The following is a 22,287-nucleotide window of genomic DNA, read 5'->3' on the forward strand; positions in this document are numbered from 1 at the left end:
CTGCTCCTGCTCCTGCCCGGCCGCGGCGGGTGAGCTCGGATTTACCTCTATCGCGGCTCGCCATAGCTGGACGAATCGGATGTACGAGCGGGGACTGGTCAGATAAGGTCCGGATCGTGCGCCTGAGTGCGTTATTGAGGGCAACCGCGGCGACTCTTGGATGTTTCGCGGTCCTGACAGTGCGCCTGCCCATAATTACATCCACCCAGGTCATGACCATGTCAGACCTCACTGGCCGCCACCTCCGGCCACCAGGAGATGGAACGCATACGGCAACATGATCGGCCGTGCTCCTTCGCCTGGCCTACCTGACCGTCGCTAACACCTTCGCCACACTGCGGCTACTGCCAACGAGCGGTCGGGACAAGGACATCGAAATCCTCGCCCTACGCCACCAGATCACCGTCCTTGAACGCCAACTCGCCGGGAGCAGAGCGAGACTTGCGCCCGAAGACCGGGCTTTTCTGGCCGCCCTGCTGGCATGGCTTCCGCGCAATCTCCTACGCCAGCTGCGGCTCCTTGTCCGCCCAGACACGGTTCTGCGCTGGCATCGCGATCTGATGAAACCGCGCCATGCCCGTACCTGCCGGACGAAGCGGCCTGGGCGTCCGCCCACGGTCCGCTCCATCCGCGCCCACATCCTGCGCCTGGTCCGGGAGAACCCCGGCTGGGGCTACCGGCGGATACACGGAGAGCTCGACATGACCGCCCGAATCCACCGTCGAAGGACTGTCACTGGACTGATCAGCGAGTACCAGAGCAGCCTGACCGCCTTGCAAATGCCCAGCTCAGCAACAGCATCGGCGTTGTGGCACCGCACACGCTGCCAGCACGCGGTTGCCGAGCCATCTCGCAGAACTGGCGAGTTGTGAGAGAGGTGGTGAGACAGCGACCCAGGTGAACGCGGCGATGACCATGCGGCATGCTGGCCTCGCACGACTCCTCATGGAGGACAATGGCCACCGTCAATCCGCACGACACGAGAGGCAGAGCACGATGGTGAACCGCGACGGCCAGGCCGCCGCACTCGACGACCCGGTGGGTGCATCACTGCGCGGTCACCACGCACACCTCGCCCGCCGGCTTGGACGGGCTACCACCTACCTGCCGGACGTGGCGACCTTCTCCGCGGTAACCGCCGACCCGGGTCCACAGGAGTGGGCCGACCTCGCCCAACTGCTGGGGCGAGGCGAGTTCGCCGACATGTTCAGCTGCGCGGCCACACCACCGTCGGACTGGCAACCGGTCTTCGTCCTCGAGGGCCGTCAGATGATCTGGCCCGGCGGCAGCCGGCCCGATCACCCACATGGCGAGACCGTCACCGGTGTGGTCGAACTGGGCGCGGACAGCGTGCCCGAGATGCTCGACCTCGTCGCGCGGGCCCAGCCGGGACCGTTCTGGCCGCGCACCCACGAGCTCGGCGCCTATCTCGGCATCCACGACAACGGCACGCTGGTGGCGATGGCCGGCGAACGACTCCGACCACCGGGATGGACCGAGATCAGCGCCGTCTGCACCGCTCCCGAGGCACGCGGGCGAGGCCATGCCGCCCGCCTGATCACTGCGCTCGTCGCGCGTATCGCCGCTCGCAACGAACGTCCCTTCCTGCACGTGGCCGAGGCCAACACCGACGCGATCGCCCTCTACGAGCGGCTCGGCTTCGAAACCCGCAAGCACGTGACCTTCCGGGGGTTCCGCACACCGTGACCGCCTGCGCCGCACCTGGCCTTCCAGCGACTTCTCGCAGATGTACGCGCTCGGACTCGGCCATCCCAGCGAAGATAACGAACAACGCCGCCCCATGCCCGGCAGGGCTGTAGAGCCTCTACACCGACGGGGTCTTCTTCATAGCCCTCGGGTACGACCTCGCTCGGGAGATGACGTCATACGCGGACACGTGTAGGCGAGGACCGCACATAGGGGGATTCCGGATGAAGGCGATTGTGGTGACGGACAAGGCCGCGGGAACGGCCGGGATGACGCTGGTGGAACGGCCCGAGCCGCAGCCAGCGCTGAACGACGTCGTCGTCCAGGTTCACGCGTCGGGATTCGTCCCGACAGAGATGACGTGGCCCTCGACCTGGACCGATCGCCTCGACCGTGACCGAACACCGTCGATCCCCGGGCACGAGCTGGCCGGAGTGGTCACCGCTCTCGGCTACGGCACCACGGGCAGATCGGTGGGACAGCGCGTATTCGGCCTCACGGACTGGACCCGCGACGGCACCCTGGCGGAATACGTGGCCGTCGAGGCACGCAACCTCGCACCGCTGCCCGGCGACGTCGACTTCACGGTGGGCGCGAGCCTGCCGATCTCGGGACTGACCGCGTGGCAGGGACTGTTCGAGCACGGCCGCCTTCAGGCAGGGCAGAGCGTCCTCGTGCACGGCGCGGCCGGCGCAGTCGGGTCGATGGTGACGCAACTCGCACGAGAGGCCGGCGCCTACGTCATCGGCACCGGACGCGCCGCCGACCGTCAAAAAGCGCTCGACTTCGGCGCGCAGGAGTTCGTCGACCTTGACAACGACGCGCTGGAAGACGTCGGCGAAGTCGATCTGGTTTTCGATGTCATCGGCGGCACCATCGGAAGGCGATCCGCAGGCCTGATCCGACTGCCCTGCACCCGCCAGCCCCTCAAGACGCTGGTTGTTCGGATGGCTCAGGAGAACCCGACCTGGGGACGCAGAAGAACTCATGGCGAGTCGGCTCGCTTGGGATACACGATCGCGGCCTCCACGGTGTGGGAGATCCTACACACGTCAGGTATCGATCCCGCGCCCCCGCCGCACCGGGCCGACCTGGCGGCAGCTCCTGACCGCCCAAGCCCACGCGATCATCGCATGCGACTTCCTCGCGGTCGAGACCATACATGTGCTGGTCTTCATCGAGCACGGCACCCGACGCCTGCACCTGGCAGGAGTAGCCGCACACCCGACCGGAGCATGGACCGCGCAGCTGAAGGGTCGCGGACCCTCGCCACACTGCTGCGGACACCGAGAATGAACGCCATCTACGAACGGGCCATAGGCACCCTGCGCCGGCATGATCGGGACGATGCGCGAGATCCTGGCGGCCCGCGAGGGTCGGGACCCCGGCGACCCGGAGAATCGCGACGTCGCAGGGGCGATCGTCGGGGTGCTCATGGCACTGGACTGGGCGAAGAATCAGGACATGGACGTGGTGGCCGAGTTCGACCGGGCCATGGCGAACCTGAAGGCAGGGCTGCCTCTATGAGCCCGGCCTCCGGGCGGTGCTCTCGCGGACGATCAGCCGGGTCGCCAGCTCGACCCGCAGCGTCTCCGGCTGCTCGCCGTTGATGAGCTGGACGAGCAGCCTGACGGCCATGCCGGCCATGTTCTCCAGTGGCTGCCGAACGGTGGTCAGCGGCGGGGCGATCCATTGGGCGAACGGCAGGTCGTCGAAGCCCACCACGCTGACGTCCTCAGGCACCCTCAGGCTGCACTCCTTCGCCGCCCGGTACGTGCCCAGCGCCTGAAGGTCGTTGCCCGCGAACACGGCCGTCGGCCGGTCGGGCAGCCTCAGCAGTTCCAGGGACAGCCGGTAGGCGGGCTCGTGGGAGTAGTCGCCGTGCCGGATCAGCTCGGGGGCGGGCTCGATCCCGGCCTGATCGAGTGCCGCGCGGTAGCCGTCCAGCCGCACCCGCGAGGTCAGCCGCCCCGCCGGGCCGGTGATCATCGCGATCCGCCGGTGACCCAGCTCGATCAGGTGCCGCGTGGCCGAGAAGCCGCCCTGCCAGCTCGTCGAGCCGACCGCTGGGGTGTCCGGGCTCTCGTCCTCCGACGGCTGCACCACGACGAACGGGATGCCCATGCGTCCCAGCTCGCGTTCCTGCTCGGCGGAGAGCTCGGAGACGACCAGGATCGCGCCGAGCGAGCCCCGGTTGCCGAGCGCGTCGAGCCAGTGCCAGCTCAGCTTGCTCCGCCGGTGCACGGCCGACACGACCAGGCCCATGCCTTCGGCCTGCGCGGCCTCCTCGGCGCCGCGGATCAGCTCGATGGCCCAGGGGTTGTCCAGCTCGTTGATGACGAACTCGATCAGGCCGCCGGGGTGCTCGCCGTGGCCGGGCAGCGTGTAGCCGTGCTGGCCGAGCAGCCGCTGGATCCGGCCGCGGGTCTTGGGGGAGACATCGGACCTGCCGTGAAGAACTTTCGACACCGTCGAAGGTGAGACCCCCGCCTGGACGGCGATGTCCGCCATGGTGCTACGGCGGGGGACGGTCACGTCGTCCACTTCAAGCCCTCCACTAGAACGCCTTCCCGATCAGAAATCTGCCTGCCCGCCGGACCTTGACGACCTCCGACGCCTGTTTCGCAATGATTCGCAACAGCGGGAATGCGCAGAAGAACCTTCATCGCCGGAACCGGTGCGCTCGGCCTGACCGCCTGGGGATGGCCGCCGGCCGCGCACGCCGCGCCGATCGGGTCCGGGTGGACCGAGATCTCCCCGGGCTACACCGTGCACCAGCGGGCCGATCTTCAACACGTACCTGCGGCTGAACGTGGTGCACGAGACCGGCCCCGGCCTCGTGCACGTCCTCGTCAACCGGCGGTTCCGCGCCACCTTCCAGGACCCCACGGCGAGCTCTACGGCCGCGCCGGCATGGCGAGCAGGAACGACGTCCACATCAAGAACAGCCATCTCTACCGGAAGTCCTCATCGGAGGCTCGCCGGGAACCTCAGAGGAACAGCTCGATCACGGGGACGGCGACGTCCGGCGGCTCCACGGGCAGTTCCAGGGTCAGCGTGTCCTCGGGGATCGCGATCGCGTGCACTTGCCCGTTGTCGTACGCCGGGTCCGGCGCCCAGGTGCGGATCTCGGACCCGTCGTTCAGCAGTTGCGCGTACCGTACCTTGCCCGCCAGCCCCGGCAGGTGCAGGTGCCGGAACGGCCACGAGAAGACGTGCACGTACAGCCGGTCGCCGCGCTGCGTGTAACGGCAGTCCGCGGGCGCCTCGAACTCGCTGACTCCCGCCCCGTAGATCGACCGGCTGTGCGACCGCATCCAGTCGCCGATCTCGCGCAGCGTCTCCAGCGCCCGCGGCTCGAACTCGCCGCGGCCGTTCGGTCCCACGTTGAGCAGCAGGTTGCCGTCCTTGGACACCGAGTCGACCAGCATCTTGATCAGCATGTCCGGTGACTTCCAGGTGTGGTTGTCCCGGTAGTAGCCCCAGCTCCCGTTGAGGGTCTGGCACGCCTCCCAGACCGCCCCGATGGGGCCGGTCGGCTGGTATGCCTCGGGTGTGGTGAAGTCGCCCGGCAGTTCCAGCCGGTCGTTGAGCAGGATGTCCGGCTGGAGTCCGCGGATCTTCTCGATGAGCTCCGCCGAGCGCCACTCGGCCTTGCCCTTGCCGCCGTACACCGGCTTGCCCTGCCTGATCCGCTTGCTGTAGGAGAAGTCGAACCACAGCGTGTCGATGGGGCCGTAGCGGGTCAGCAGTTCGTCGACCTGACCGTGCAGGTAGTCGGCATATTTCGTGACATCGCGTTCGGGGAGGTTCCCGCCCTCGACGTACGCGGGGTGCAGCCCGTCGATGGGGAAGTCCGGGTGATGCCAGTCCAGCAGCGAGTAGTAGAACCCGACGCCCAGCCCCCTCCTCCGGAACGCCTCCACGAACGGCCCGATCAGATCCTCGCCGTACGGCGTGCCGCTGACGCAGTAGTCGGTCAGCTCGGAGTCCCACAGGCAGAACCCGTCATGGTGCTTGGCGGTCAGCACCGTGTACCGCATCCCGGCCCGGTCGGCCGCCTCCGCCCAGGCCTCCGGGTCGTACAGGTCGGGGTCGAAGTGCTCGAAATAGCGCTGGTAATGCTCGTCGGAGAGCCGCTCGCGCTGCTTGACCCATTCGTGCCGGGCGGCCAGCGCGTACAACCCCCAATGGACGAACAACCCGAAACGCCGCTCCCTGAAGGTGTCGGTCCTAGACATGGCGGAAACCTCTTTCGTGGAGTTGGGCCGCGTACAGCGACGGGATCTGCAGGTCGGCCTCGCCGACGCCCTCGACGTGGCCGATCTGCTGCGCGAACGGACCGTCGGCGTTCACCACGGCGTTCCTCGCGCCGACGACGTAGTTCTGTGCGGTGGGCGGCTTCTGCACGACGATCTGGGTGCCGGACATGTCGCACCCCCAGGCCACGGAATGGGCCGCCGACCAGCCGTGCGACGTACCCCACCAGCCCCGGTTGTACAGGCCGAGCGTCAGCGTGCGATGCGGGTTGACCTCGCGGTGGCCGTCGAAGAGCAGGCCCGTGTTCCAGCGCCGATGACCCTCGCTGGTGTTGTAGGTCTCCTCGGAGGTCCCCCGCAGGAAGACGATCCCCGAGTTCGAGGCGGCGCCGTTGCAGATGAACGCGTGCCTGGCCTTCGTGGCGTGGCAGTCCTTGAAGAGCACAAGCTGGGCGAACGGGTGGGCACAGAAGTTGTAGCGGTTCCCGCCCGCGGAGGTCGCGCCGGTCGGCTCCAGCGCGCGGCAGTTGTCGACCGTGACCCGGGTGGCTTCCCACGCCTCCATCCCGACCTGCCAGAACCGCAGTGCCGTGCAGTCGCGGATCCAGGCGTCCTCGGCGCGGAAGACGCGGATGGCGTTCTGCACCGCCGACTTGTCCACGAACGGGTCGCCGGTGAACTCGACGTCCACCCGCAGCCGCTCGACGCCTACCTGGGTGACCACGCCGGCCCGGTCGGTCTTGTAGAGGTACGACTGAGACAACGACCGGTCCAGGTGGTTGTAGACCGGCGCGTCGACGGTCACCTGATTGCCCCGGATGTCGGTGATGTAGCGGTTGTAGAGGATGGGCTCCTCATCCACGTTCCACGGCCGGCCGGTGTCGTGCCCGCCGTAATCGATGGCCTTCAGCCACCCCTCCGAGCAGGGATGGAAGATGATGACGTTGTCGCCGGGCCGCAGCCCGCGGGCGTCGGCGACCTCGAACGAACGCTCGCCCACCTGGACGAAGCCGGAGACGATATCGGTACGGGTGCCCGGCACCTCGCCCCGCCAGGCCGACCAGTTCACCGGCCCCTCGCCACCCGCGACGATCACGGTGCGGTTCGCCGCTCCCGCGGCGGTGGCCATGATGACCGAGTTCTCCGCCGGATCCTCGCCGTCTCCCGAACCACGCAACACGGTCCTGCTGGAGCGCACGTAGATCGTCCCGGACACCGGGTAGCGGCCCGGCAGGAGCAGCAGCGCCCCGCGCCGGTGCTCAGGCAGCGCCGCGATCTCGTCCAGCGCGGCCTGGATGTGGGCGGTGTTGTCGCCCTCGATCGGCCTGATCGTCTTGACCACAGGCAGGCGCGGGAGCGGCCGCTCACCGTTGCGGTAACCGGCGTGGCTGAAGTCGGGGACGCGGTTGCGCTCGGCGTCCTCGGCGTAGACGAGCCTGCCGTGCCTGCGGTACACGAGCGTCGAGGGCCAGGAGCCGGCCTCGGCGTAGGCGGACGGCGCCCCGGCCATGCCGGTCAGCGCGAGTGCGCCGCCTGCCGCCAGCAGGGTGCGGCGGCTGAGATCGTGAGTCATGAGCTATCCCTTCACAGCCCCGGCCACCAGGCCGGACAGGAACGTACGTTGGAAGGCCAGATAGACGATCAAGCTGGGCAACATGGCGACGAGCGCCCCGGCGAGCAGCGGGCCGGGCCCGATCTCCGGATTGGTGCGCAACATCGACAACCCCACCCCGATCGGGTAGTTGTCCGGGGTCTCGGCCACGATCAGCGGCAGCAGGTACTGGTCCCAGACCATGTTGAAGCCGAAGATCGTGATCACGCCGAGCGCCGGACGGCACAACGGCAGGATGACCTGCAGGAAGATACGCAGCTCACCGGCGCCGTCAACGCGGGCGGCCTCCTCAAGTTCGGCCGGGATCTCCTTCATGAACTCGCTGATCACGAAGATCGAGAACCCCCACGCACCCAGCGGCACGATCATGCCCAGCAGCGACCCCCTGAGCGAGACGCTCAGCAGCGGCAGATCGTTCAGCACCAGCGACAGCGGGATCGCGATGACCTCATCGGAGATCATCATCGTGGCCAGGATGGCCACCAGCACGAACGCCTGCCCGCGAAACCTCTTCCGAGCCAGCGCGTACCCGGCGAAAACGCTCACCGTCACCTGTAGCAGCAGCCCGCCACCGGTGATGAACAGCGAGTTCATGAAGAACCGCCACAGACCCTGATCAGCCGCCACCTCGAAGTTCACCAGCGTGGGGTTCGACGGGAACAACGACATCCGGCTGGGGTCGTTGCTCCGGTCGAACGCCCCAGTGAAGATCGCCAGCAGCGGCCCGCAGAAGACGACGAGCACGACGGCGTAGATGAGGATCCGGGCCGCGGACGCCAGAGGGTGCTTGCGCCCCCAGGCCCAGCCGAGCGTGGTGTCAAACATCGAGCTCCCTCACCTGGGCGAGCGTGGTCTCAGACATTGAGCTCCTTCCGCCTGCGGTAGAGCGTGACCGCGGCCGTGAGCAGCAGCGTCGCCACGAACAGCACCACCGAGGCGGCGGTGGCGAAGCCCATGTCGCCCGTACGGAAGCCGGTGGCGAAGATCCGCGTCATGATCACGTCGGTGGCGCCCGCCGGACCGCCGCCGGTGAGCACGTAGATCTCGGTGAACACGCGCAGGCTGCGGACGCAGGCCAGGATGATGAGGATCGTCACGACCGGCCGGAGCGCGGGGATCGTGACGTACCTGATCCGCTGCAGCAGGCCCGCGCCGTCGATCGCGGCCGCCTGGTAGAGCTGCCGGTCGATCCCCGCCAGCCCGGCCAGGATGATCATCATGTCGTACGGCGCGCCCTTCCAGATCCCGACCAGGATCACCCAGCCCAGAGCGCCGTTCGGGTCGTCCAGGAACTTCTGGGTGTCGCTGCCGAACCAGCCGAGCAGGGTGTTGAGCATGCCCTCCTCGCCGGGGAAGTACAGCAACCGCCACACTTCCGCCACCACCGCGGTCGCCGTGACGACCGGCAGGAAGGCCGCCGTACGGACGAACCACAACGTCCTGGCCTTGCCCTCCAGCAGCAGCGCGAGCACGAACCCGAGGAGGATCGAGCCGCCGGTCTGGCCCACCGCGTACACCAGGGTGTGGGCGGTCGCGTCGCGGAAGGCCTCCTCGGCGAAGACCCGGCGATAGTTCTCCAGCCCCAGCCACTCATTGCCGAGGAACGGCTGCACCTTGAAGAAGCTCAGCCACATGCCCTCGGCCATCGGGATGTACTTGAAGTAGAGGAAGAGGATCAGCGCGGGCGCCAGGAAGAGCCACGGCACCAGGGCCGCGTTCCGCCTGCGCGCTGTTCCGGTCCGGCTCGCCGGGGCGATGGCGGCGCGCTCCGTGGTGAGTGTCATCAGCCGACCTTCTGTGTGGCCAACTCGGTCTTGAAGCCCCCGGCCAGCTCGGTCAGCGCCGCCTGCACGTCGGTGCCGCAGTCGGCGAAGACCTTGTTGAGCGTCTCGGCCGACTTCTGCCGGAACGGCTGCCAGTTCGGCACGTTCGGGAAGTACTTGCCGTCCTTCTCGTAGATCTCTTTGATGGCCGTCCAACGGTCGTCCTGGCGTTCGGTGAACACGTCCACGCTCTTGTTCACGGGCAGCTTGACGATCGCGCCGTCGGAGTTGCCCGCCATGCCGATCTTCTGCGCCTCAGGCGTAATGAGGTACTCGGCCAGCTTCTTCTGCTGGTCCTGAAGCTTGGAGCCGGCCATCAGGTAGACGTTCTCGCCCTCGGCCATCGAGGTCGCCCCTGCCGGGCCGGCCGGCGAGGGGATCACCTCGTACTTGTCCTTGCCCAGGCTCTTGTCGAACCGGCCGAACATGTACGGGCCGGTCAGGTAGATGCCGGCCTTGCCGGTCTCGAAGAACGGGTGGGCGTCCTTGGTGACCAGGGTGAGCGCGCCGGGGATGACGAGCTTGTCCTTGCAGAAGAGGTTCTGCAGCCACTTGACGGCTTCGACGGACTTCGGCTGGTCGATGGCAGGGGTGAACTTGCCGCCCGACTCGGTCAGGAACTCCCCGCCGCCCTGCCAGATGTAGGTGGAGGCCCACCAGGACGCGTACCCGCGCTCGGTGGAGGCCGGGACGACCATCCCGTACGTGTCGGCCTTGCCGTTTCCGTCCGGGTCCTTCTCCTGGAACGCCTTGGCCAGGGCGACCAGGTCCTCCCACGTCTTCGGGACCTCGGCGCCGACCTTCTCCCGCCAGTCCTTCCTGATGAGCGTGGCGACGGTCTGCACGGTGTACGGCACCGCGTAGTACTTGCCGTCGTACCCCTTGGCCTGCTCCCACGCGCGTTCGTGCAGCTCGCCCTGGCCCGCGACCTGGTTACGGTCCACCGGGCCGATCAGCCCTTGGCTGACGTTCGTCCCGAGCATGCCTGAGTCGTTGATGATGATGTCGGGCAGGTTGCGCGCGGCGACGGCCTCCTGCACTTTGCCGTCCCAGTTGTCGAGGACCGGCACGTACTTGGTCTTGACGCCGGTCTTGGCGGTGAACGCGGCCAGCACCTTCTTGGTCACCTCGGCGGACGCGGGCGAGGCCCGGTTCCAGACCTCGAGCAGATCGTCGTCGGCGGCCGATGAGGAACCTCCGCAGGCTGATGTCGAGGCGATGAGACCGGTGGTCAGTGCGAGGGTGGCGAGCGAACGGCGGGGGGAGGGCATACGGCACTCCATACCTCAAGCGAAGGGAATTGCGAAAGCTTTCGCAACTTCGAGATGCCCGGTAACGTAGAGGAAACATCGGATGTAGGTCAAGATCTGGCGGCCCTGGATGGTGGTGAATCACATGCACGCGGGACGGAGGTCGGATGTATTTCGCGCCGAAGGTCCGGCTACGCCGCCGCCCGCCGCCCGGCCGCCGCCCGGCCGCGTCACCGTGCGCATCGGCGCCGGCCGCCCGGGGGTCGCCTGCCGCGCCCAAACGGCGCCGGCTCATCGCGACCGCTCACCGCTTACCGGCGCCTGGCCTCGATACGGCGCCACCGGGTGCCGTCATGCCCAGCCGCACCTGCCATCACCAGGCGCGGCTGGTATCGGGGCGCGCATCACGCGGGCCCCGTACACCCACATGCCGGGATAGTTCCCCCCACCGTGGGTGGCGGCCAGCGCGTCGCAGCCGGGGGTGAACCCGCGCTTGGGGGCCTCGTCCACGAACGCCACGTCCCTCGGCTTCTTGTACGACGCCGCCTGCACGTGGTGAAGCCGACATGCCACCGGTCGACGACCTGCCGATATTTCCGGTGTCGGGATTCTTCTCCCAGCGACGCCTGCCACGGCGCCGCCTCGCTGGGGCTGGCCGCCGGGTAGAGATGAAGGTCGTGCAGGAGACGCTGGGGCACACCTCCAGTTCCTTCACCACCGACACCTACGCCTCGGTCCTCCCCGAAGTGGCGATGACTGCGGCGGAGAAGACCGCATCCCTGCTACTCGCCGAGGAGGAGGACCAGGAGGAGCCGGGAGAGGTGATCCCGCTGCGGGCCTGACCCGCTGCATCAGGAGACCGGCCCCGTGATCGCCGCGCTTGCACGGCGGGACGGGGCCGGTTCCTTTGCCAAGGTAGCCGCAGAACGCGGACGTTGATCATGGTGTGTGCGGGGTTGGTGCGCGCGAGCACGCACGGAGGGCGCAAGCGCTAGACGAAAATTCTAGAACGCGTCCGATCCCGCAGGTCAGACCACGATCAAAGCGCGCCCTGCAGGATTCCAACCTGCGACCGTCGGATTCGAAGTCGCGCAGATAGGCGTGTACTCATGGGCGGCGATGTGGGCGTGCGTCCCAGCGGTGGGTGGTCCAGGCTCGGCGGATCAGGCTACGGACGGTGATGATCGTGTCGGCGAGATCGAAGAAGGCGCTGATGACGGTGGTACGGCGTTCGTAGCAGCGAGCGAGCCGGTGGAAGGCGTTCTGCCAGGCGTGGGTACGTTCGACATGCCAACGCCGGCCGGCTTGGACGGGCGCCTTCTCGCCCTTGTGTGCGATGCGTCCGTGCAGGCCGCGTTCGCTGAGCAGAGTGCAGGTCTTGTCCGAGTCGTAGCCGGCGTCCAGGTGCACGGTGATGTCGTCGGGTAACGGCCCCAGGTCGTCCAAGCGGTCCAGGGTCGGTGCGAGCAGCGGGGAGTCGTGGCGGTTGGCTCCGGCCAGGACACGGCCCAGTGGAATGCCGTATCCGTCCGTCATGCCTGAGCGTTTCAGGCCCTGTTTGCCGCGGTCGACCGGTGAGCGTCCGGCCGCCTCGCCGCCTCCGGGCGCCTTGGTGATGGAGCCGTCGACGGCGATCTGGTCGAGGACGAGGCCGACGATCCGGTCGTAGGACTCCAGCGCGATCTGCTTGAACCTGGCGAAGACGCCGAGACGGATCCACTCGTTGCGGCGGTTGCGGATCGTGGTGGCCGAGCAGGTCGTGTCGGCGATCGCCTGGTAGGAGCAGCCGAAGCGCAGGAGTTGCAGCATTTTGTCGAAGATGATCCGGTCGCTGATGCGCGGGCGGTGGCAGCCGAGCGGATGGTCCGGGTGGTACTGCGGCCGCTCGGGCAGCAGGGACGCGAATTGGTCCCAAAGCGGTTCGGTCCGCCATGATGGCAGCACAGGCTCAGGTCTCCCCAATGAGTGGTGTGCATCGTGAAGTTGCTGGTCACGGCTCTGGTGTGAGGGGCAGGAGAACAACTCGCGCCGGCCGTCGGCTGGTGCCCACGACGATCAGGTCAGAGACCATGTGGCCATGCCGCGGGCTCGCCCTTGGTCCGCAGACGTCCCCTGGCCACGAGGCGGCTGGGCCGTCGCTGTCGGCTCGTAGAGCGACAGCAGGTCCTCGACGTCACCGGCCTGCAGGTAGTCCATGAACAAGGGCCCCACCTGCTGAGGTGTCTCGGCACGGCGTCGGGCGGTGAGGCCGACCTGCTTGTCGCCCCGGTCGGCCGCGGCAAGCAGGTCTGGCGGGGTGCGTATCAACGCGGGAGGGTCGGGCCTCAGCCTCGCGCTGTTACGCGGCGGGGCGTCTGGCGGGTGATCGTGGACGAAGTCGATTTTCAGGCCGTGCAGATGGTCAGGCTTCGGGTGCGAAGGCCGTGATTGCGTCAACGAGGTCGGCCGGAGCTTCCAGCGGAATCAGGTGACCAGTGTTCGGAATCACCGCGAAGTCGGCTCCGGAGAGGTAGGGCACCAGGTTGTTGACGAGCACGTCGACGGGCTCGACACGGTCGTTCTCTCCGGCGACGACGAGGACGGGGACGCTGATCATGCGGGTGTGCTCGCAGACGTCCTCCGCGATGCCGCGCAGCGGCCACTCCGTGCGGGCGGCGGCGGTGCTGGCCCGCGAGTCGGTCGCGATCTGCGACTTGATCGATTCGGGCAACTCGGTCGCAGTGAGGATGTGATCCCGTGCGCCAGCGACGGACTCGTCGGAGTCGTAGGCATGGGAAAGGCCTTCCCGGTACTCAGGAGTGATCCCTGCGGCGGGCTTCGCCGGAGCGGAACCAACGAGGACTATCCCGCGGAGGCCAGCGGGCCGGGTCGCCGCTATGAGCTGCGCGACCTTGCCACCCATGGAATGTCCGACGAGGACGTAGTCGGTGACACCCGCCTCGGCGATCACGGCGAGCGTGTCGTCGGCGAGTTGGCCGAGGGTGTAGGGGCCGGCCAGGTTGCTCGAGCGGCTCCACCCGCGGAAGTCGACAGTGAGCATGTCGCGTCCCGCGAGGCCATCGACGACGAGGTCCCAGGTGCGGGCGGATCCACCCCAGTAGTGCAAAAACACCAGGGTCGGTCCGGTCCCCGGCCGGTGGTCATAAGCGGGCAGTAGCGGCTGCTGCGTCGTGTTCATCGTGACTCTCTCGATCAGTGTTCTGGGGCGGTTGTTCTGTGTGTTCATCGAATCTCTTCCGCTGTGCCGGGGCATCGGCATGACTGGTCGCCTGATGGTGGAAACTGGACAGATGACCGTGATCCGGCAGATGACCTACCAGCCCGTCGGGCGCCGTGCCGCCACTGTCGAAACCATGACGTTCGACCGCCTTCGCGAGCTGAACGACGGCGGGACACAGCGTGCCGACTTCCACGTCCTCGCCGTCGTCGATGCCGGGCACGGATCCGTCACCGTGGACTTCCTCCGACACCCGCTCCAGGAGCGGTCCGCGGTGTGGGTCGCTCCTGGAGCTGTGCACCGATGGGATGACATCGCCGGCGTGGCTGGGCACGTCGTGCTGTTCGTGCCGACCGCGCCGGTCACCCACGCCACCCGGGAGCTCGTCGCGTCCCCGGACCTGGTCGCACACTGGAGCATTCCCGACGCCGACTGGCCGTACGTCGACGCCGCGCGCAACCATCTCCTCCTCGAAGCATCCGCCCCACCCGGGGATATCTCGACGCAGCTGCCCGAGATCCTGCTCTCCGCGCTCATCGCCCGGCTCCGGCCCCCCCACGCCGAAGCACGGTCGATCAATCCGGTCTTCCGACTGTTCCGGTCCAGCGTCGAAGCGCACTTCCGGGAACATCACGACGCCGGCTACTACGCCCGGACACTGGGATACGCGCCCCGCACCCTCACAAGAGCGGTGCAGCAGGTCACCGGCCGCAGCGCGAAGGCGTACATCGTCGATCGGATCGTCCTGGAAGCCAAACGGCTCCTCGCACACGACCGCCTCACCGCGGCCGCCTGCGCCAACACGCTCGGCTTCCCCGACGCGTCCAACTTCTCGGTGTTCTTCCGGAAGGCGACAGGCATGCGCCCGGGCGCGTGGCAGGCGACGGTGGCCGCCGAGTAAGGGGGTGTACTTAAGAAAGGCACCATCCATGATCACGGAGCGTCGCAACTCCATGATCGTCAGGGCTCCGTACCTGCCTCGCTGCTTGGGTATCACCGTGCCTATCTGTGCGACCTCTTAGGCAGTCGAAGTCCCCAGAATTCGTGCGCGAGCCCTACCGAAGTTTGAGACAAGGCATTCTGTACATGTTCAGCAAATCATTGGCGACGCGCTGCTTTCGATAAATCAAGCGTTGGCGGCACTGCACATAGTTGGCGCCGCCGCCACGGACACCACACCTCCCAAGCCGACCGCAGTTACATCGACGACGGGTTCAACTTCCTCGGCCAGCGGAAGCTCGGCACGGCCAAGCTCGTCATCTGTACCAGGCAGTCCAGGCGATCAAGGATTCTGCCGCGATCGACCATCACGCATGGCATCGCATCACTCGATGACTCCTTTGCAAACGCCGCATTCCTCGCAATCACCTAGGGCTGGAGATTCGCCGAGGCATCGGTGGCCTTCCGCGGCGCGTCCAGCGTTCCGATCGTCACCCCGATAACGGCTCCGTGGACCATCGCACCGGCAGCTACAAGCTGACCACTTCCCGTGCCGTGACCGAGGCGGTCAGGGCGGTGCCAGGCGGCGCACCATCACGCCGACGAACTCGTCACCTCGCACGAAACCGAAGTCCCGGGAGTCCCAGCTGGCGTCCGGATTGTCGCCCAGCACGACCAGGGCATGCCGGGGCACGACGGTCTCGGGTGCGTCGCGAAACGCCGGAAAGCCCTGTCTCGGTACGGGGTCTCCGGGAACCGCGACCGCCCGTTTTACGAGCAACCGCCAACCGGGATGATCCGGCTTCTCCGGCAACTCGTCCTCGCCACCCGGTTCGAGACCCGGTGGCAGTCCGTCGATGGGCGGTGGATCCTCGATCCGGACGACCACGATCTGACCCGCGTGGACCAGCTTCGTCCTGCGGACGAGCAGCGTGTCCCCGGAGCGCAGGGTGGGTTCCATGCTCGGCCCGTCGACGGTGGCGACCAGGTAGCGTCGGCGGATCCACCACAGCGAGGCTCCCAGCGCCAGCACGCCGCCTGCCAAAAGGAACAGCCTGCTCCAGGTCATCGCGCCTCCTGATATCCCGCGGCTTGGAGCCGGAACAGGCGGGCGTAGTGGCCGTCCGCGGAGAGCAGTGCCTCGTGCGGCCCCAACTCGGCGATCCGCCCATCGTGGAGTACGGCGATGAGGTCGGCATCCCGAACGGCGCTGAGCCGGTGGGAGATCAGCAGGCTCGTACGACCCTGCCGGTACTCCCGAATACTGGTGTGGACCTCGTGCTCGGCCTCCGGGTCGAGGCCGGAGCTGGGCTCGTCGAGGATCATCAGATCCCTGCCATCGCGGACAAGGGCCCTGGCCACTGCCAGACGCTGCCACTGCCCGCCCGAAAGCACCACCCCCGTTTCGGGATCGCCCTTGTCCGCCTCGGAGAAGAACATGCGCGTGAGCAGCGTGTCGTAGCCGCGCGGCAGCCCCGAGAGCGTGTCGTGCACTCCTGCGCGGACGGCTGCCTCTCGGATTCGGGCCGGCTCGTCCAGGGCGGACAGGTCGCCGAGCCCGATGTTCTCGGCGGCGGACATGTCGAAGTTCATGTGGTCCTGGAACACGGCGCTGATCCGCTCGCGGAGCGCGGGAGGCGGGATGTCCCGCAGATCCACGCCGTCCCACAGGATCTGGCCGCGCGTCGGATCGTACATCCTGCACAGAAGCTTGATGAGGGTGCTCTTGCCCGCGCCGTTCAACCCGACGAGGGCGACCGAACGGCCGTGTGGAATCGCCAGATCGACGCCGCGCAGCACCCACGGATGATCGTCGTCGTAGCGGAACCAGACGTCTCGCAGCTCCAGGCCCCGGCGCAGCACGGGAGCCGTCCCCTCCGACACGCTCGGCAGATCAGGCTCGGCCCTGGTCACCGCGACGTAATGAGAGAAGGTGAGGAGCTGCCGGTGAAAGGACGCGATCGAGGAGACCAGCGTGTCCAGCGCGGCCTGCACACCACCGACGGCCGCGACGAACATGGCGACGTCGCCGACGCTGAGCGAGCCCTGACGGGCGGCCATGATCGCCCACCACAGCCCGGCGCCCGCGACGGCCGCGCTCAGTATCGTCAGTCCGCCCTGAGTGAGCAGTTCCCGGCGGTCCATCCGGCTCTCGGCGGCGTCGGCCTCGCGCCGCTCGGTCATCATCCGTGCGCGAAGGAACGCGCCGATGCCGAACAGCCGGATCTCCACGGCGGCCTGCACGCCGGTGAGCAGCCGACTGTAGAAGAACTCGCGGCGGTGGATCTGCTCGGTGTCCCACTGCATGGCGGCGCGCCTGCGCGACAGGAGCAGTTCGGCGACAAGCGCCGGGATGGCGGCCAGCAGCACCAGCGCGGTCATGACGGGGCTGAGGATCAGCAGGGACCCCACGAACCCGATGAGGGACAAGACGCCGTGCAGGCTTCCACACAATCCGCTGACGAGATCGGCCGTGATCCCGGCGCCCTCTTGCGCCAGGCGCAGCCGGTCGAGGAACACCGGATCCTCGAAACGCCGGAGACCGACCTGCCGCTCGGCCGCCGCGAAGAGCCGGTCGGTCGCGACGGCTCCCGCGCGGCGGCCGGTCTGAGCGCGCAGGTAGCGGCTGATCCCCGGAAGCGCGGCGGCGGACAGCCCCGCCGCCGCGAGCCCGAGCGCGAGCCCCGCGACCGTGCCTTCAGAGGTGGCCAGCCGGTCGATGACCGATTTGGTCAGCCATGCGGTGACAATCGGGGCCGCCGCCCCAGCGAACGTCACGAAGACATAGCCGGTCACCCCTCCTGAGGCTGACCGCCAGGTCAGAGACACGGCCTCCACCGCGGCCGAGACCAGTTCCCGCAGTCCGACCGGGCTGCGCGCCCCGGGCACCCCGATCTGGCCGCCGCTCATGCCGACGACGCGACGGGGAGGTCCTCCAGGCGACCGCCTGCGGCGACGACGCGATGATCGGAGCCGAGAAGGTAGACCGCCGGCGTCCATGTGTTCTGGAACGCGCCGGCCACCGGGCCGTCGAAGTCCTCCTCGAGCACCCGGGCCACCGGCGTGAGCGCTGCCACCATTTCGGCGTCGTCCCCGGCGACCACCGCCAGCACGTTCTGCCGTCCGAGGGCGCGGGCGTGCGTCACGAACTGGGGAAGGAGCTTGTGGCAGGGTTCGCATCCGGCGGAGAAGAACCCGACCAGCCCGGCGATCGAGTCGTGGGACACCGGTTCGCCGTCGACGGTGACGGCGGCGAACTCTCCGATGGGTGAGCCGGGACCCAGCGCGAGGGGAGGTCCGGCATGCTGGACGTTTCCCTCGCTCAGCTGTCGTATCCGGCGGACGAGGCCCAGGGTGAGCAGCAGGTTCAACAAGCACAGCACGCCGATGAGCACGACAGCGGCGGTCAGGTAGGGCATCAGGGGTTCCTCACGAAGAGATCGACGATGTCGTCGAAGGACGCGATCAGGTTCGCCCGGATCTGTCCCGTGGCGGCTGCCGCGGCCGTCCCGTCGAGCGCGGGCGAGCCACCGGGCACCAGCAGGCCAAGCGAGGCGGTCCGCGCGCCTCAACCGGTGCGCGGGCGGCGGCCGGCCGCCGCCCGCGGATGCTATGCCGACCGCGTCAGCAGGTGCCGACCCTGACCGTCTGGCACCCCTGGTCGAGGCAGCAAGAACGGAGGTACTTGACCCCGTCCTTGCAGTAGTAGGTGTTGGTGCAGGCGGCTTCCACGGTCACCTTGTGGGCGACGCGTGCAAGCAGACGATCTACGAGACCCATCATGATGTCTCCTCTCCAGCCCTGCGGCCGAAACGATGATGATCACGATGATCTGGTCTTCCGAATTACGGCGCAACGGTCGAAATTAAATTCCCACCCAACGATAAGAGGAGCCAGGTTTCTGACATTTCAGACACAAAGCAATGTTATTTGCATGGACCGAAAAGGGCTTACATGCAGATCGGGAGCATGATCCGGGGGACATTCCACGACGATGGACGGGACCTTGTGCCTGCCGATAATTGCATCCGTCCAGGTCATGCCTCTGTGAGGGCTTCGAGTGGCGTACGCGAGCTCCTCCTCTCAGGAGAGGGAGGCAGGTGCGGCATGATGATCGGCCGTGCTCCTTCGCCTGGCCTACCTGACCATAACGAACGCAAGGACGTCGAGATCCTTGCCGTGCGCCACCAGATCAGCGTTCTTGAACGACAGCCCGGCGCGATGAGGCTGTTTCAGAGGGCCTCGGGCGCTTGACCCAGCAGTGCCGCGGACGTGGACCGCTCCGGTGCGCCGATGTCCGTGAACAAGGCATGGGCCTGCCCCCAAAGGCGTCGGGACTCCTCGCGCTCCGTGCCTTTCACGGCATGGCCGAGTGTCATCAGGGCGCGGGCGTAGTCCAGCCGCTGTCCGGATCGCCGCGCCTCCTGCAGGGCCTGCTCGCACGCCTCGACGCACTGCTCCACGTCACCCACCGCCAGGTGGATGGCGGCGAGCAGGCCGTGCAGCCGCGGCACGTTCAGCAGATTAGACGTGAGCGCCAGCTGCAGCGACCGGTCCGCCTCGTCCCATGCGGTCGCGTACCTGCCCTGGCGGTAATGGAACTCCGCGCGGCCGAGCAACACCTCGTCCAGGTCGATGCCCGTGTGCTCGGCGAGGTCCAGCGCGGCGTCGAGGCGGGCGAGCGCGCTGTCCGCGCTGTCCGCGCTGTCCGGGCTGCCGAGCTCCAGCTCCGCTCCCGCCATGCCGGTCAGAGAGGCGATCTGGCACCGCCGATTCCCGACTTCCCCGGCGATGGCCAGGCTCCGGCCGAAGACATCGATCGCCCGCTCGTAGTGGCCGGCATCGCGGTGCACCAAGCCGAACGTCTCGTACGTCACCGCCTCGGCGTACCTCAACCCGTCGGCCTCGGCCAGGGCCAGCGCTTCCTCCAGGGATTCCAGCGCCTCGGGGAACCGGGCCTGCCTCTTGCGCACCAGAGCCAGATTGACCAGTGTCAGCGTCTGGAGATGCCGGTCGCCGGACTCCCTGGTCAAGGGAAGGGAAGCCCGCAGGCATTCCTCGGCGCGATCCAGCCGCGCGAGGATGAGGTAGGCCGAGGCCAGGTTGTTCAGTCCGCCCGCCTCGCCGCGCACCGACCCGAGCGCGTGATGGATCTCCACCGACCGCCGATAACGCGGGATGGCCTGGTGCGGCTCACCCTGCTGTTTGAGCACCACGCCGCAGCCTTGGAGCGCCCTGGCCTTGCCCAGCGGCCAGCCCGCCCGGCGCGACAGTGCCAGCGCGCGCTCGTAGTGATCCATGGCGTCCTTGAGGTCGGCCATGCGCCATCGGGCGAGTCCGAGCGAATGGTGCATCGCCGCCTGCCCTCTGAAGTTCCGCTCGTCCTCGGCGGCGGCCAGCGCGATCTGCGCGAGACGCAGCCACTCTCCACGGGTCCGCCGGTGGTGCAGGATGTCCGTCAGGACCTCGACCAGCAACCACGCGTACGGCCGCGGCCCGTGCGCGGCGGCGTACGACACGGCGGCCACGAGGTTGTCCCACTCGGTGTCGAGCCAGTCGAGGGCGTCGGCCGCGGCGTCGAAGGTCGTCGGCGTGACCTCCGGCTGAGCCCCGTCGTAGGCGAGCTCCGCGACTTCGAAGCCGGCCGCCGCGGTGGCGCCGATGACCGTGGTCAGGTAGTAGTCGAGCAGCCGCTGGACGGCGGCCCGCCGCTCGCTCGCGCTGTCCTCGGCGCGGCTGCGCTGTGCGGCGTACTCCAGCACCAGGTCATGGGCGGCGAAACGGTGCGGCCCCGTTTCCTTGATCAGGTGGATCCGCGCCACCGTGGCGAGCAGGTCCTCCGCGCGCTCGCGGCTGGTCCTCGTCAGGGCGGCCGCCGCCGCAGGAGAGATACCGCTCCCCCGCGCCAGTCCGAGCAGGCGGAACATCCGCTGCGCCGCCGGCGGCAACGCGTTGTGCGACAGGTCGAGGGCCGCCTGGACGGCCACGCTCTCGTCGCCCTCCACGCGCAACCTCACCAGCCGCCCCCGGTCCGCGAGCTGATGGACGTAATGGCCGATCATCCGGTGCCCGTGGTCGCCGATCCAGGACACGGCTATGGACAGCGCCAGCGGCAGCCGGCCGCAGAGCGCCACGAGCTCTTCGGCGGCGTCCGGCTCCCGCAGCAGGCGGTCCTCGCCGATGCCGTGGGCGAGCAGTTGGTGCGCCTCCTCGTGGTCCAGCACGTCCAGTGTGAGGCGCTCGATCCCGTCCATGGCCACCAGGCCGCCCAGCCGGTTGCGGCTCGTGATGACGGCCCGGCATCCGGGGTCCGCGGGCAGCAACGCGCGTACCTGCTCCGGGTCGGCCACGTCGTCCAGGACCACCAGCACCCGCCGTCCCGCCAGAAGCGAGCGGTAGAGCGCGATCTGAGCGTCCAGCTCGACCGGTATGTCCTTCACCGCCGCGCCGAGCCCCTGTAACAGCAGCTGCAGCGCCTCGGGGAGAGGCATCGGCTCCCGCTGGTCGAAGCCCCGCAGGTCGAGGAACAACTGCCCGTCGGGGAAGCGATCGCTCGCGCGGTGTGCCCACCGGATCGCCAGCGCGCTCTTCCCCACACCGGCGGGGCCGACCACGAGCGTCACCCGGCCGGCGTCCATGCGCCGCAGCTCCGCGGAACGGCCCACGAAGCGGCTGGTGACGGGCGGCAGCTGGCGCGGCACGGGCGCCCGCGTGACCGTCTCGGCCGTCGGCTCCTGCTCCTCGAGCAGGCGCTGGTGAAGCCGCTGCAGCTCTCCGCTCGGTTCCACCCCGACCTCGTGTACGAGCCTCGTCCGGAAGTCCCGGTAGACCTCGAGCGCGTCGGGGAGCCGGCCGTCGTCGCGCAGTGCCCGCATGAGCAGCGCGTGGGGCCGCTCACGGAGCGGCTGTTCGGCGAGGAGCCGCGTCAGGCCGGCGATGGCCGCCCGGCTTCGCCCCATCCCGAGCAGCGCGGCGGCGTGGCCCTCGGCCGCCTCGCATCTGAGCTCCTCGAGCCGGTGCCGCTCGGCCTGGGCGACCGGGTCGGCCAGATCGGCGAAGGGGTCGCCGCGCCACAGCGCGAGAGCCTGATCGTACAGATCCAGCGCGGCCTGGTGCCGGTCGTCCCCGGACGCGTGCCGTGCGTTCTCCACCAGCGAGGCGAACTCCTCGGCGTCCACCGCGGCCGCTTTGGCGGGGATCATGTATCCCGGGCTCCGGGTGAGGACGACGTCGCGTCCGTGGGGGCTGAGCGCCCGGCGGAGCTCCGTGATCAGCGCGCGCAGCCGTGCCGGGGCGGAGGGCGGCAGGTCCTCCCCCCAGAGGCGGTCGGCCAGCCGTTCCACGGACACCACACCCCCGGCGTCCAGGAGCAGGGCCGACAGCAGCGCCCGCTGCCTGCCGGTCAGGTGGACGGGCCGGCCCTCGACGATGATCTCCAGAGGGCCGAGGAGGAGGAATCGGACACCGGACAAGATCACGA

General features: G+C 68.3%; 20 protein-coding genes and 1 pseudogene. 6 read left to right on the top strand and 15 right to left on the bottom strand.

Features of this window, described 5'->3' with window-relative positions; genetic code table 11:
* Nucleotides 1-287 precede the first annotated feature (287 nt).
* From ACIHFD_RS58620 to ACIHFD_RS58635, 4 genes and pseudogenes are all read left to right on the top strand, one after another.
* Nucleotides 288-872: a hypothetical protein gene (locus ACIHFD_RS58620; protein WP_397374332.1), complete on the top strand. Its 585-nt coding sequence runs from the start codon at nucleotides 288-290 to the stop codon at nucleotides 870-872.
* Between the two features lie 124 nt (nucleotides 873-996).
* Nucleotides 997-1,707, top strand: coding sequence for a GNAT family N-acetyltransferase (locus ACIHFD_RS58625; RefSeq protein ID WP_397374333.1), 711 nt, complete (start codon nucleotides 997-999; stop codon nucleotides 1,705-1,707).
* 356 nt (nucleotides 1,708-2,063) lie between these two features.
* A pseudogene (locus tag ACIHFD_RS58630) lies at nucleotides 2,064-2,522 on the top strand (NADP-dependent oxidoreductase); the annotation flags it as partial.
* Between the two features lie 532 nt (nucleotides 2,523-3,054).
* A complete protein-coding gene (locus ACIHFD_RS58635) occupies nucleotides 3,055-3,234 on the top strand; it encodes a hypothetical protein (RefSeq protein ID WP_397374334.1) in 180 nt (59 codons plus the stop codon).
* Here ACIHFD_RS58635 and ACIHFD_RS58640 read toward each other — a convergent pair.
* The 7 genes from ACIHFD_RS58640 to ACIHFD_RS58670 form a co-directional block, all read right to left on the bottom strand.
* Complete coding sequence (locus tag ACIHFD_RS58640; RefSeq protein ID WP_397374335.1) at nucleotides 3,229-4,251, bottom strand: LacI family DNA-binding transcriptional regulator; 1,023 nt, start codon at nucleotides 4,249-4,251, stop codon at nucleotides 3,229-3,231. The genes ACIHFD_RS58635 and ACIHFD_RS58640 overlap by 6 nt on opposite strands.
* Before the next feature lie 446 nt (nucleotides 4,252-4,697).
* Nucleotides 4,698-5,948 carry an alpha-L-fucosidase gene (locus ACIHFD_RS58645; RefSeq protein WP_397374336.1) on the bottom strand — a complete coding sequence of 417 codons (1,251 nt, stop codon included), beginning with the start codon at nucleotides 5,946-5,948 and terminating at the stop codon, nucleotides 4,698-4,700.
* Complete coding sequence (locus tag ACIHFD_RS58650; RefSeq protein ID WP_397374337.1) at nucleotides 5,941-7,539, bottom strand: hypothetical protein; 1,599 nt, start codon at nucleotides 7,537-7,539, stop codon at nucleotides 5,941-5,943. Before ACIHFD_RS58650 ends, ACIHFD_RS58645 begins: the two co-directional genes overlap by 8 nt.
* Nucleotides 7,540-7,542: 3 nt before the next feature.
* Nucleotides 7,543-8,403 (bottom strand): carbohydrate ABC transporter permease, encoded by an 861-nt coding sequence (locus ACIHFD_RS58655; RefSeq protein WP_397374338.1) that lies wholly within the window; start codon nucleotides 8,401-8,403, stop codon nucleotides 7,543-7,545.
* Between the two features lie 29 nt (nucleotides 8,404-8,432).
* A complete protein-coding gene (locus tag ACIHFD_RS58660) occupies nucleotides 8,433-9,362 on the bottom strand; it encodes a carbohydrate ABC transporter permease (protein WP_397374339.1) in 930 nt (309 codons plus the stop codon).
* Nucleotides 9,362-10,672 carry an ABC transporter substrate-binding protein gene (locus ACIHFD_RS58665; protein ID WP_397374340.1) on the bottom strand — a complete coding sequence of 437 codons (1,311 nt, stop codon included), beginning with the start codon at nucleotides 10,670-10,672 and terminating at the stop codon, nucleotides 9,362-9,364. Before ACIHFD_RS58665 ends, ACIHFD_RS58660 begins: the two co-directional genes overlap by 1 nt.
* A 330-nt stretch (nucleotides 10,673-11,002) precedes the next feature.
* Nucleotides 11,003-11,224, bottom strand: a complete 222-nt coding sequence (locus ACIHFD_RS58670; protein WP_397374341.1) for a hypothetical protein — start codon at nucleotides 11,222-11,224, stop codon at nucleotides 11,003-11,005.
* Here ACIHFD_RS58670 and ACIHFD_RS58675 point away from each other — a divergent pair.
* Nucleotides 11,218-11,493: a hypothetical protein gene (locus ACIHFD_RS58675; protein ID WP_397374342.1), complete on the top strand. Its 276-nt coding sequence runs from the start codon at nucleotides 11,218-11,220 to the stop codon at nucleotides 11,491-11,493. The genes ACIHFD_RS58670 and ACIHFD_RS58675 overlap by 7 nt on opposite strands.
* Before the next feature lie 265 nt (nucleotides 11,494-11,758).
* On the opposite strand, the gene ACIHFD_RS58680 is transcribed toward ACIHFD_RS58675, so the two are convergent.
* From ACIHFD_RS58680 to ACIHFD_RS58690, 3 genes are all read right to left on the bottom strand, one after another.
* Complete coding sequence (locus ACIHFD_RS58680; RefSeq protein ID WP_397374343.1) at nucleotides 11,759-12,613, bottom strand: IS5 family transposase; 855 nt, start codon at nucleotides 12,611-12,613, stop codon at nucleotides 11,759-11,761.
* 93 nt (nucleotides 12,614-12,706) lie between these two features.
* The gene (locus ACIHFD_RS58685) at nucleotides 12,707-12,958 is read right to left on the bottom strand and encodes a hypothetical protein (RefSeq protein ID WP_397374344.1); all 252 of its coding nucleotides are present in this window, start codon (nucleotides 12,956-12,958) and stop codon (nucleotides 12,707-12,709) included.
* Between the two features lie 94 nt (nucleotides 12,959-13,052).
* Nucleotides 13,053-13,877 carry an alpha/beta fold hydrolase gene (locus ACIHFD_RS58690; protein WP_397374345.1) on the bottom strand — a complete coding sequence of 275 codons (825 nt, stop codon included), beginning with the start codon at nucleotides 13,875-13,877 and terminating at the stop codon, nucleotides 13,053-13,055.
* Nucleotides 13,878-13,941: 64 nt separating this feature from the next.
* On the opposite strand from ACIHFD_RS58690, the gene ACIHFD_RS58695 reads away from it, so the two are divergent.
* Complete coding sequence (locus ACIHFD_RS58695; RefSeq protein WP_397374346.1) at nucleotides 13,942-14,769, top strand: helix-turn-helix domain-containing protein; 828 nt, start codon at nucleotides 13,942-13,944, stop codon at nucleotides 14,767-14,769.
* A 606-nt stretch (nucleotides 14,770-15,375) separates the two neighbouring features.
* Here the strand turns inward: ACIHFD_RS58695 and ACIHFD_RS58700 are convergent.
* From ACIHFD_RS58700 to ACIHFD_RS58720, 5 genes are all read right to left on the bottom strand, one after another.
* Entirely contained in the window at nucleotides 15,376-15,876 is a 501-nt protein-coding gene (locus ACIHFD_RS58700) for a S26 family signal peptidase (protein WP_363971669.1), read from the bottom strand.
* Nucleotides 15,873-17,717, bottom strand: coding sequence for an ABC transporter ATP-binding protein (locus ACIHFD_RS58705; RefSeq protein ID WP_397374347.1), 1,845 nt, complete (start codon nucleotides 17,715-17,717; stop codon nucleotides 15,873-15,875). The genes ACIHFD_RS58700 and ACIHFD_RS58705 overlap by 4 nt, the downstream gene beginning before the upstream one ends.
* A complete protein-coding gene (locus ACIHFD_RS58710) occupies nucleotides 17,714-18,226 on the bottom strand; it encodes a peroxiredoxin family protein (protein ID WP_397374348.1) in 513 nt (170 codons plus the stop codon). The genes ACIHFD_RS58705 and ACIHFD_RS58710 overlap by 4 nt, the downstream gene beginning before the upstream one ends.
* 205 nt (nucleotides 18,227-18,431) lie before the next feature.
* On the bottom strand, nucleotides 18,432-18,590 hold the full coding sequence (locus ACIHFD_RS58715) for a hypothetical protein (protein WP_185067519.1): 159 nt from the start codon (nucleotides 18,588-18,590) through the stop codon (nucleotides 18,432-18,434).
* Between the two features lie 449 nt (nucleotides 18,591-19,039).
* A complete protein-coding gene (locus ACIHFD_RS58720) occupies nucleotides 19,040-22,285 on the bottom strand; it encodes a BTAD domain-containing putative transcriptional regulator (protein ID WP_397374349.1) in 3,246 nt (1,081 codons plus the stop codon).
* Nucleotides 22,286-22,287: the final 2 nt, after the last annotated feature.

The sequence above is a fragment of the Nonomuraea sp. NPDC051941 genome (genome assembly GCF_044593615.1).

Bases quoted from the DNA above. Each gene is read 5' to 3' on its own strand.
- ACIHFD_RS58625 (WP_397374333.1), top strand. From the start codon at position 997: ATGGTGAACCGCGACGGCCAGGCCGCCGCACTCGACGACCCGGTGGGT.
- ACIHFD_RS58635 (WP_397374334.1), top strand. From the start codon at position 3,055: ATGCGCGAGATCCTGGCGGCCCGCGAGGGTCGGGACCCCGGCGACCCG.
- ACIHFD_RS58645 (WP_397374336.1), bottom strand. From the start codon at position 5,948: ATGTCTAGGACCGACACCTTCAGGGAGCGGCGTTTCGGGTTGTTCGTC.
- ACIHFD_RS58650 (WP_397374337.1), bottom strand. From the start codon at position 7,539: ATGACTCACGATCTCAGCCGCCGCACCCTGCTGGCGGCAGGCGGCGCA.
- ACIHFD_RS58655 (WP_397374338.1), bottom strand. From the start codon at position 8,403: ATGTTTGACACCACGCTCGGCTGGGCCTGGGGGCGCAAGCACCCTCTG.
- ACIHFD_RS58660 (WP_397374339.1), bottom strand. From the start codon at position 9,362: ATGACACTCACCACGGAGCGCGCCGCCATCGCCCCGGCGAGCCGGACC.
- ACIHFD_RS58665 (WP_397374340.1), bottom strand. From the start codon at position 10,672: ATGCCCTCCCCCCGCCGTTCGCTCGCCACCCTCGCACTGACCACCGGT.
- ACIHFD_RS58675 (WP_397374342.1), top strand. From the start codon at position 11,218: ATGCCACCGGTCGACGACCTGCCGATATTTCCGGTGTCGGGATTCTTC.
- ACIHFD_RS58690 (WP_397374345.1), bottom strand. From the start codon at position 13,877: ATGAACACACAGAACAACCGCCCCAGAACACTGATCGAGAGAGTCACG.
- ACIHFD_RS58695 (WP_397374346.1), top strand. From the start codon at position 13,942: ATGACCGTGATCCGGCAGATGACCTACCAGCCCGTCGGGCGCCGTGCC.
- ACIHFD_RS58700 (WP_363971669.1), bottom strand. From the start codon at position 15,876: ATGACCTGGAGCAGGCTGTTCCTTTTGGCAGGCGGCGTGCTGGCGCTG.
- ACIHFD_RS58705 (WP_397374347.1), bottom strand. From the start codon at position 17,717: ATGAGCGGCGGCCAGATCGGGGTGCCCGGGGCGCGCAGCCCGGTCGGA.
- ACIHFD_RS58710 (WP_397374348.1), bottom strand. From the start codon at position 18,226: ATGCCCTACCTGACCGCCGCTGTCGTGCTCATCGGCGTGCTGTGCTTG.
- ACIHFD_RS58715 (WP_185067519.1), bottom strand. From the start codon at position 18,590: ATGATGGGTCTCGTAGATCGTCTGCTTGCACGCGTCGCCCACAAGGTG.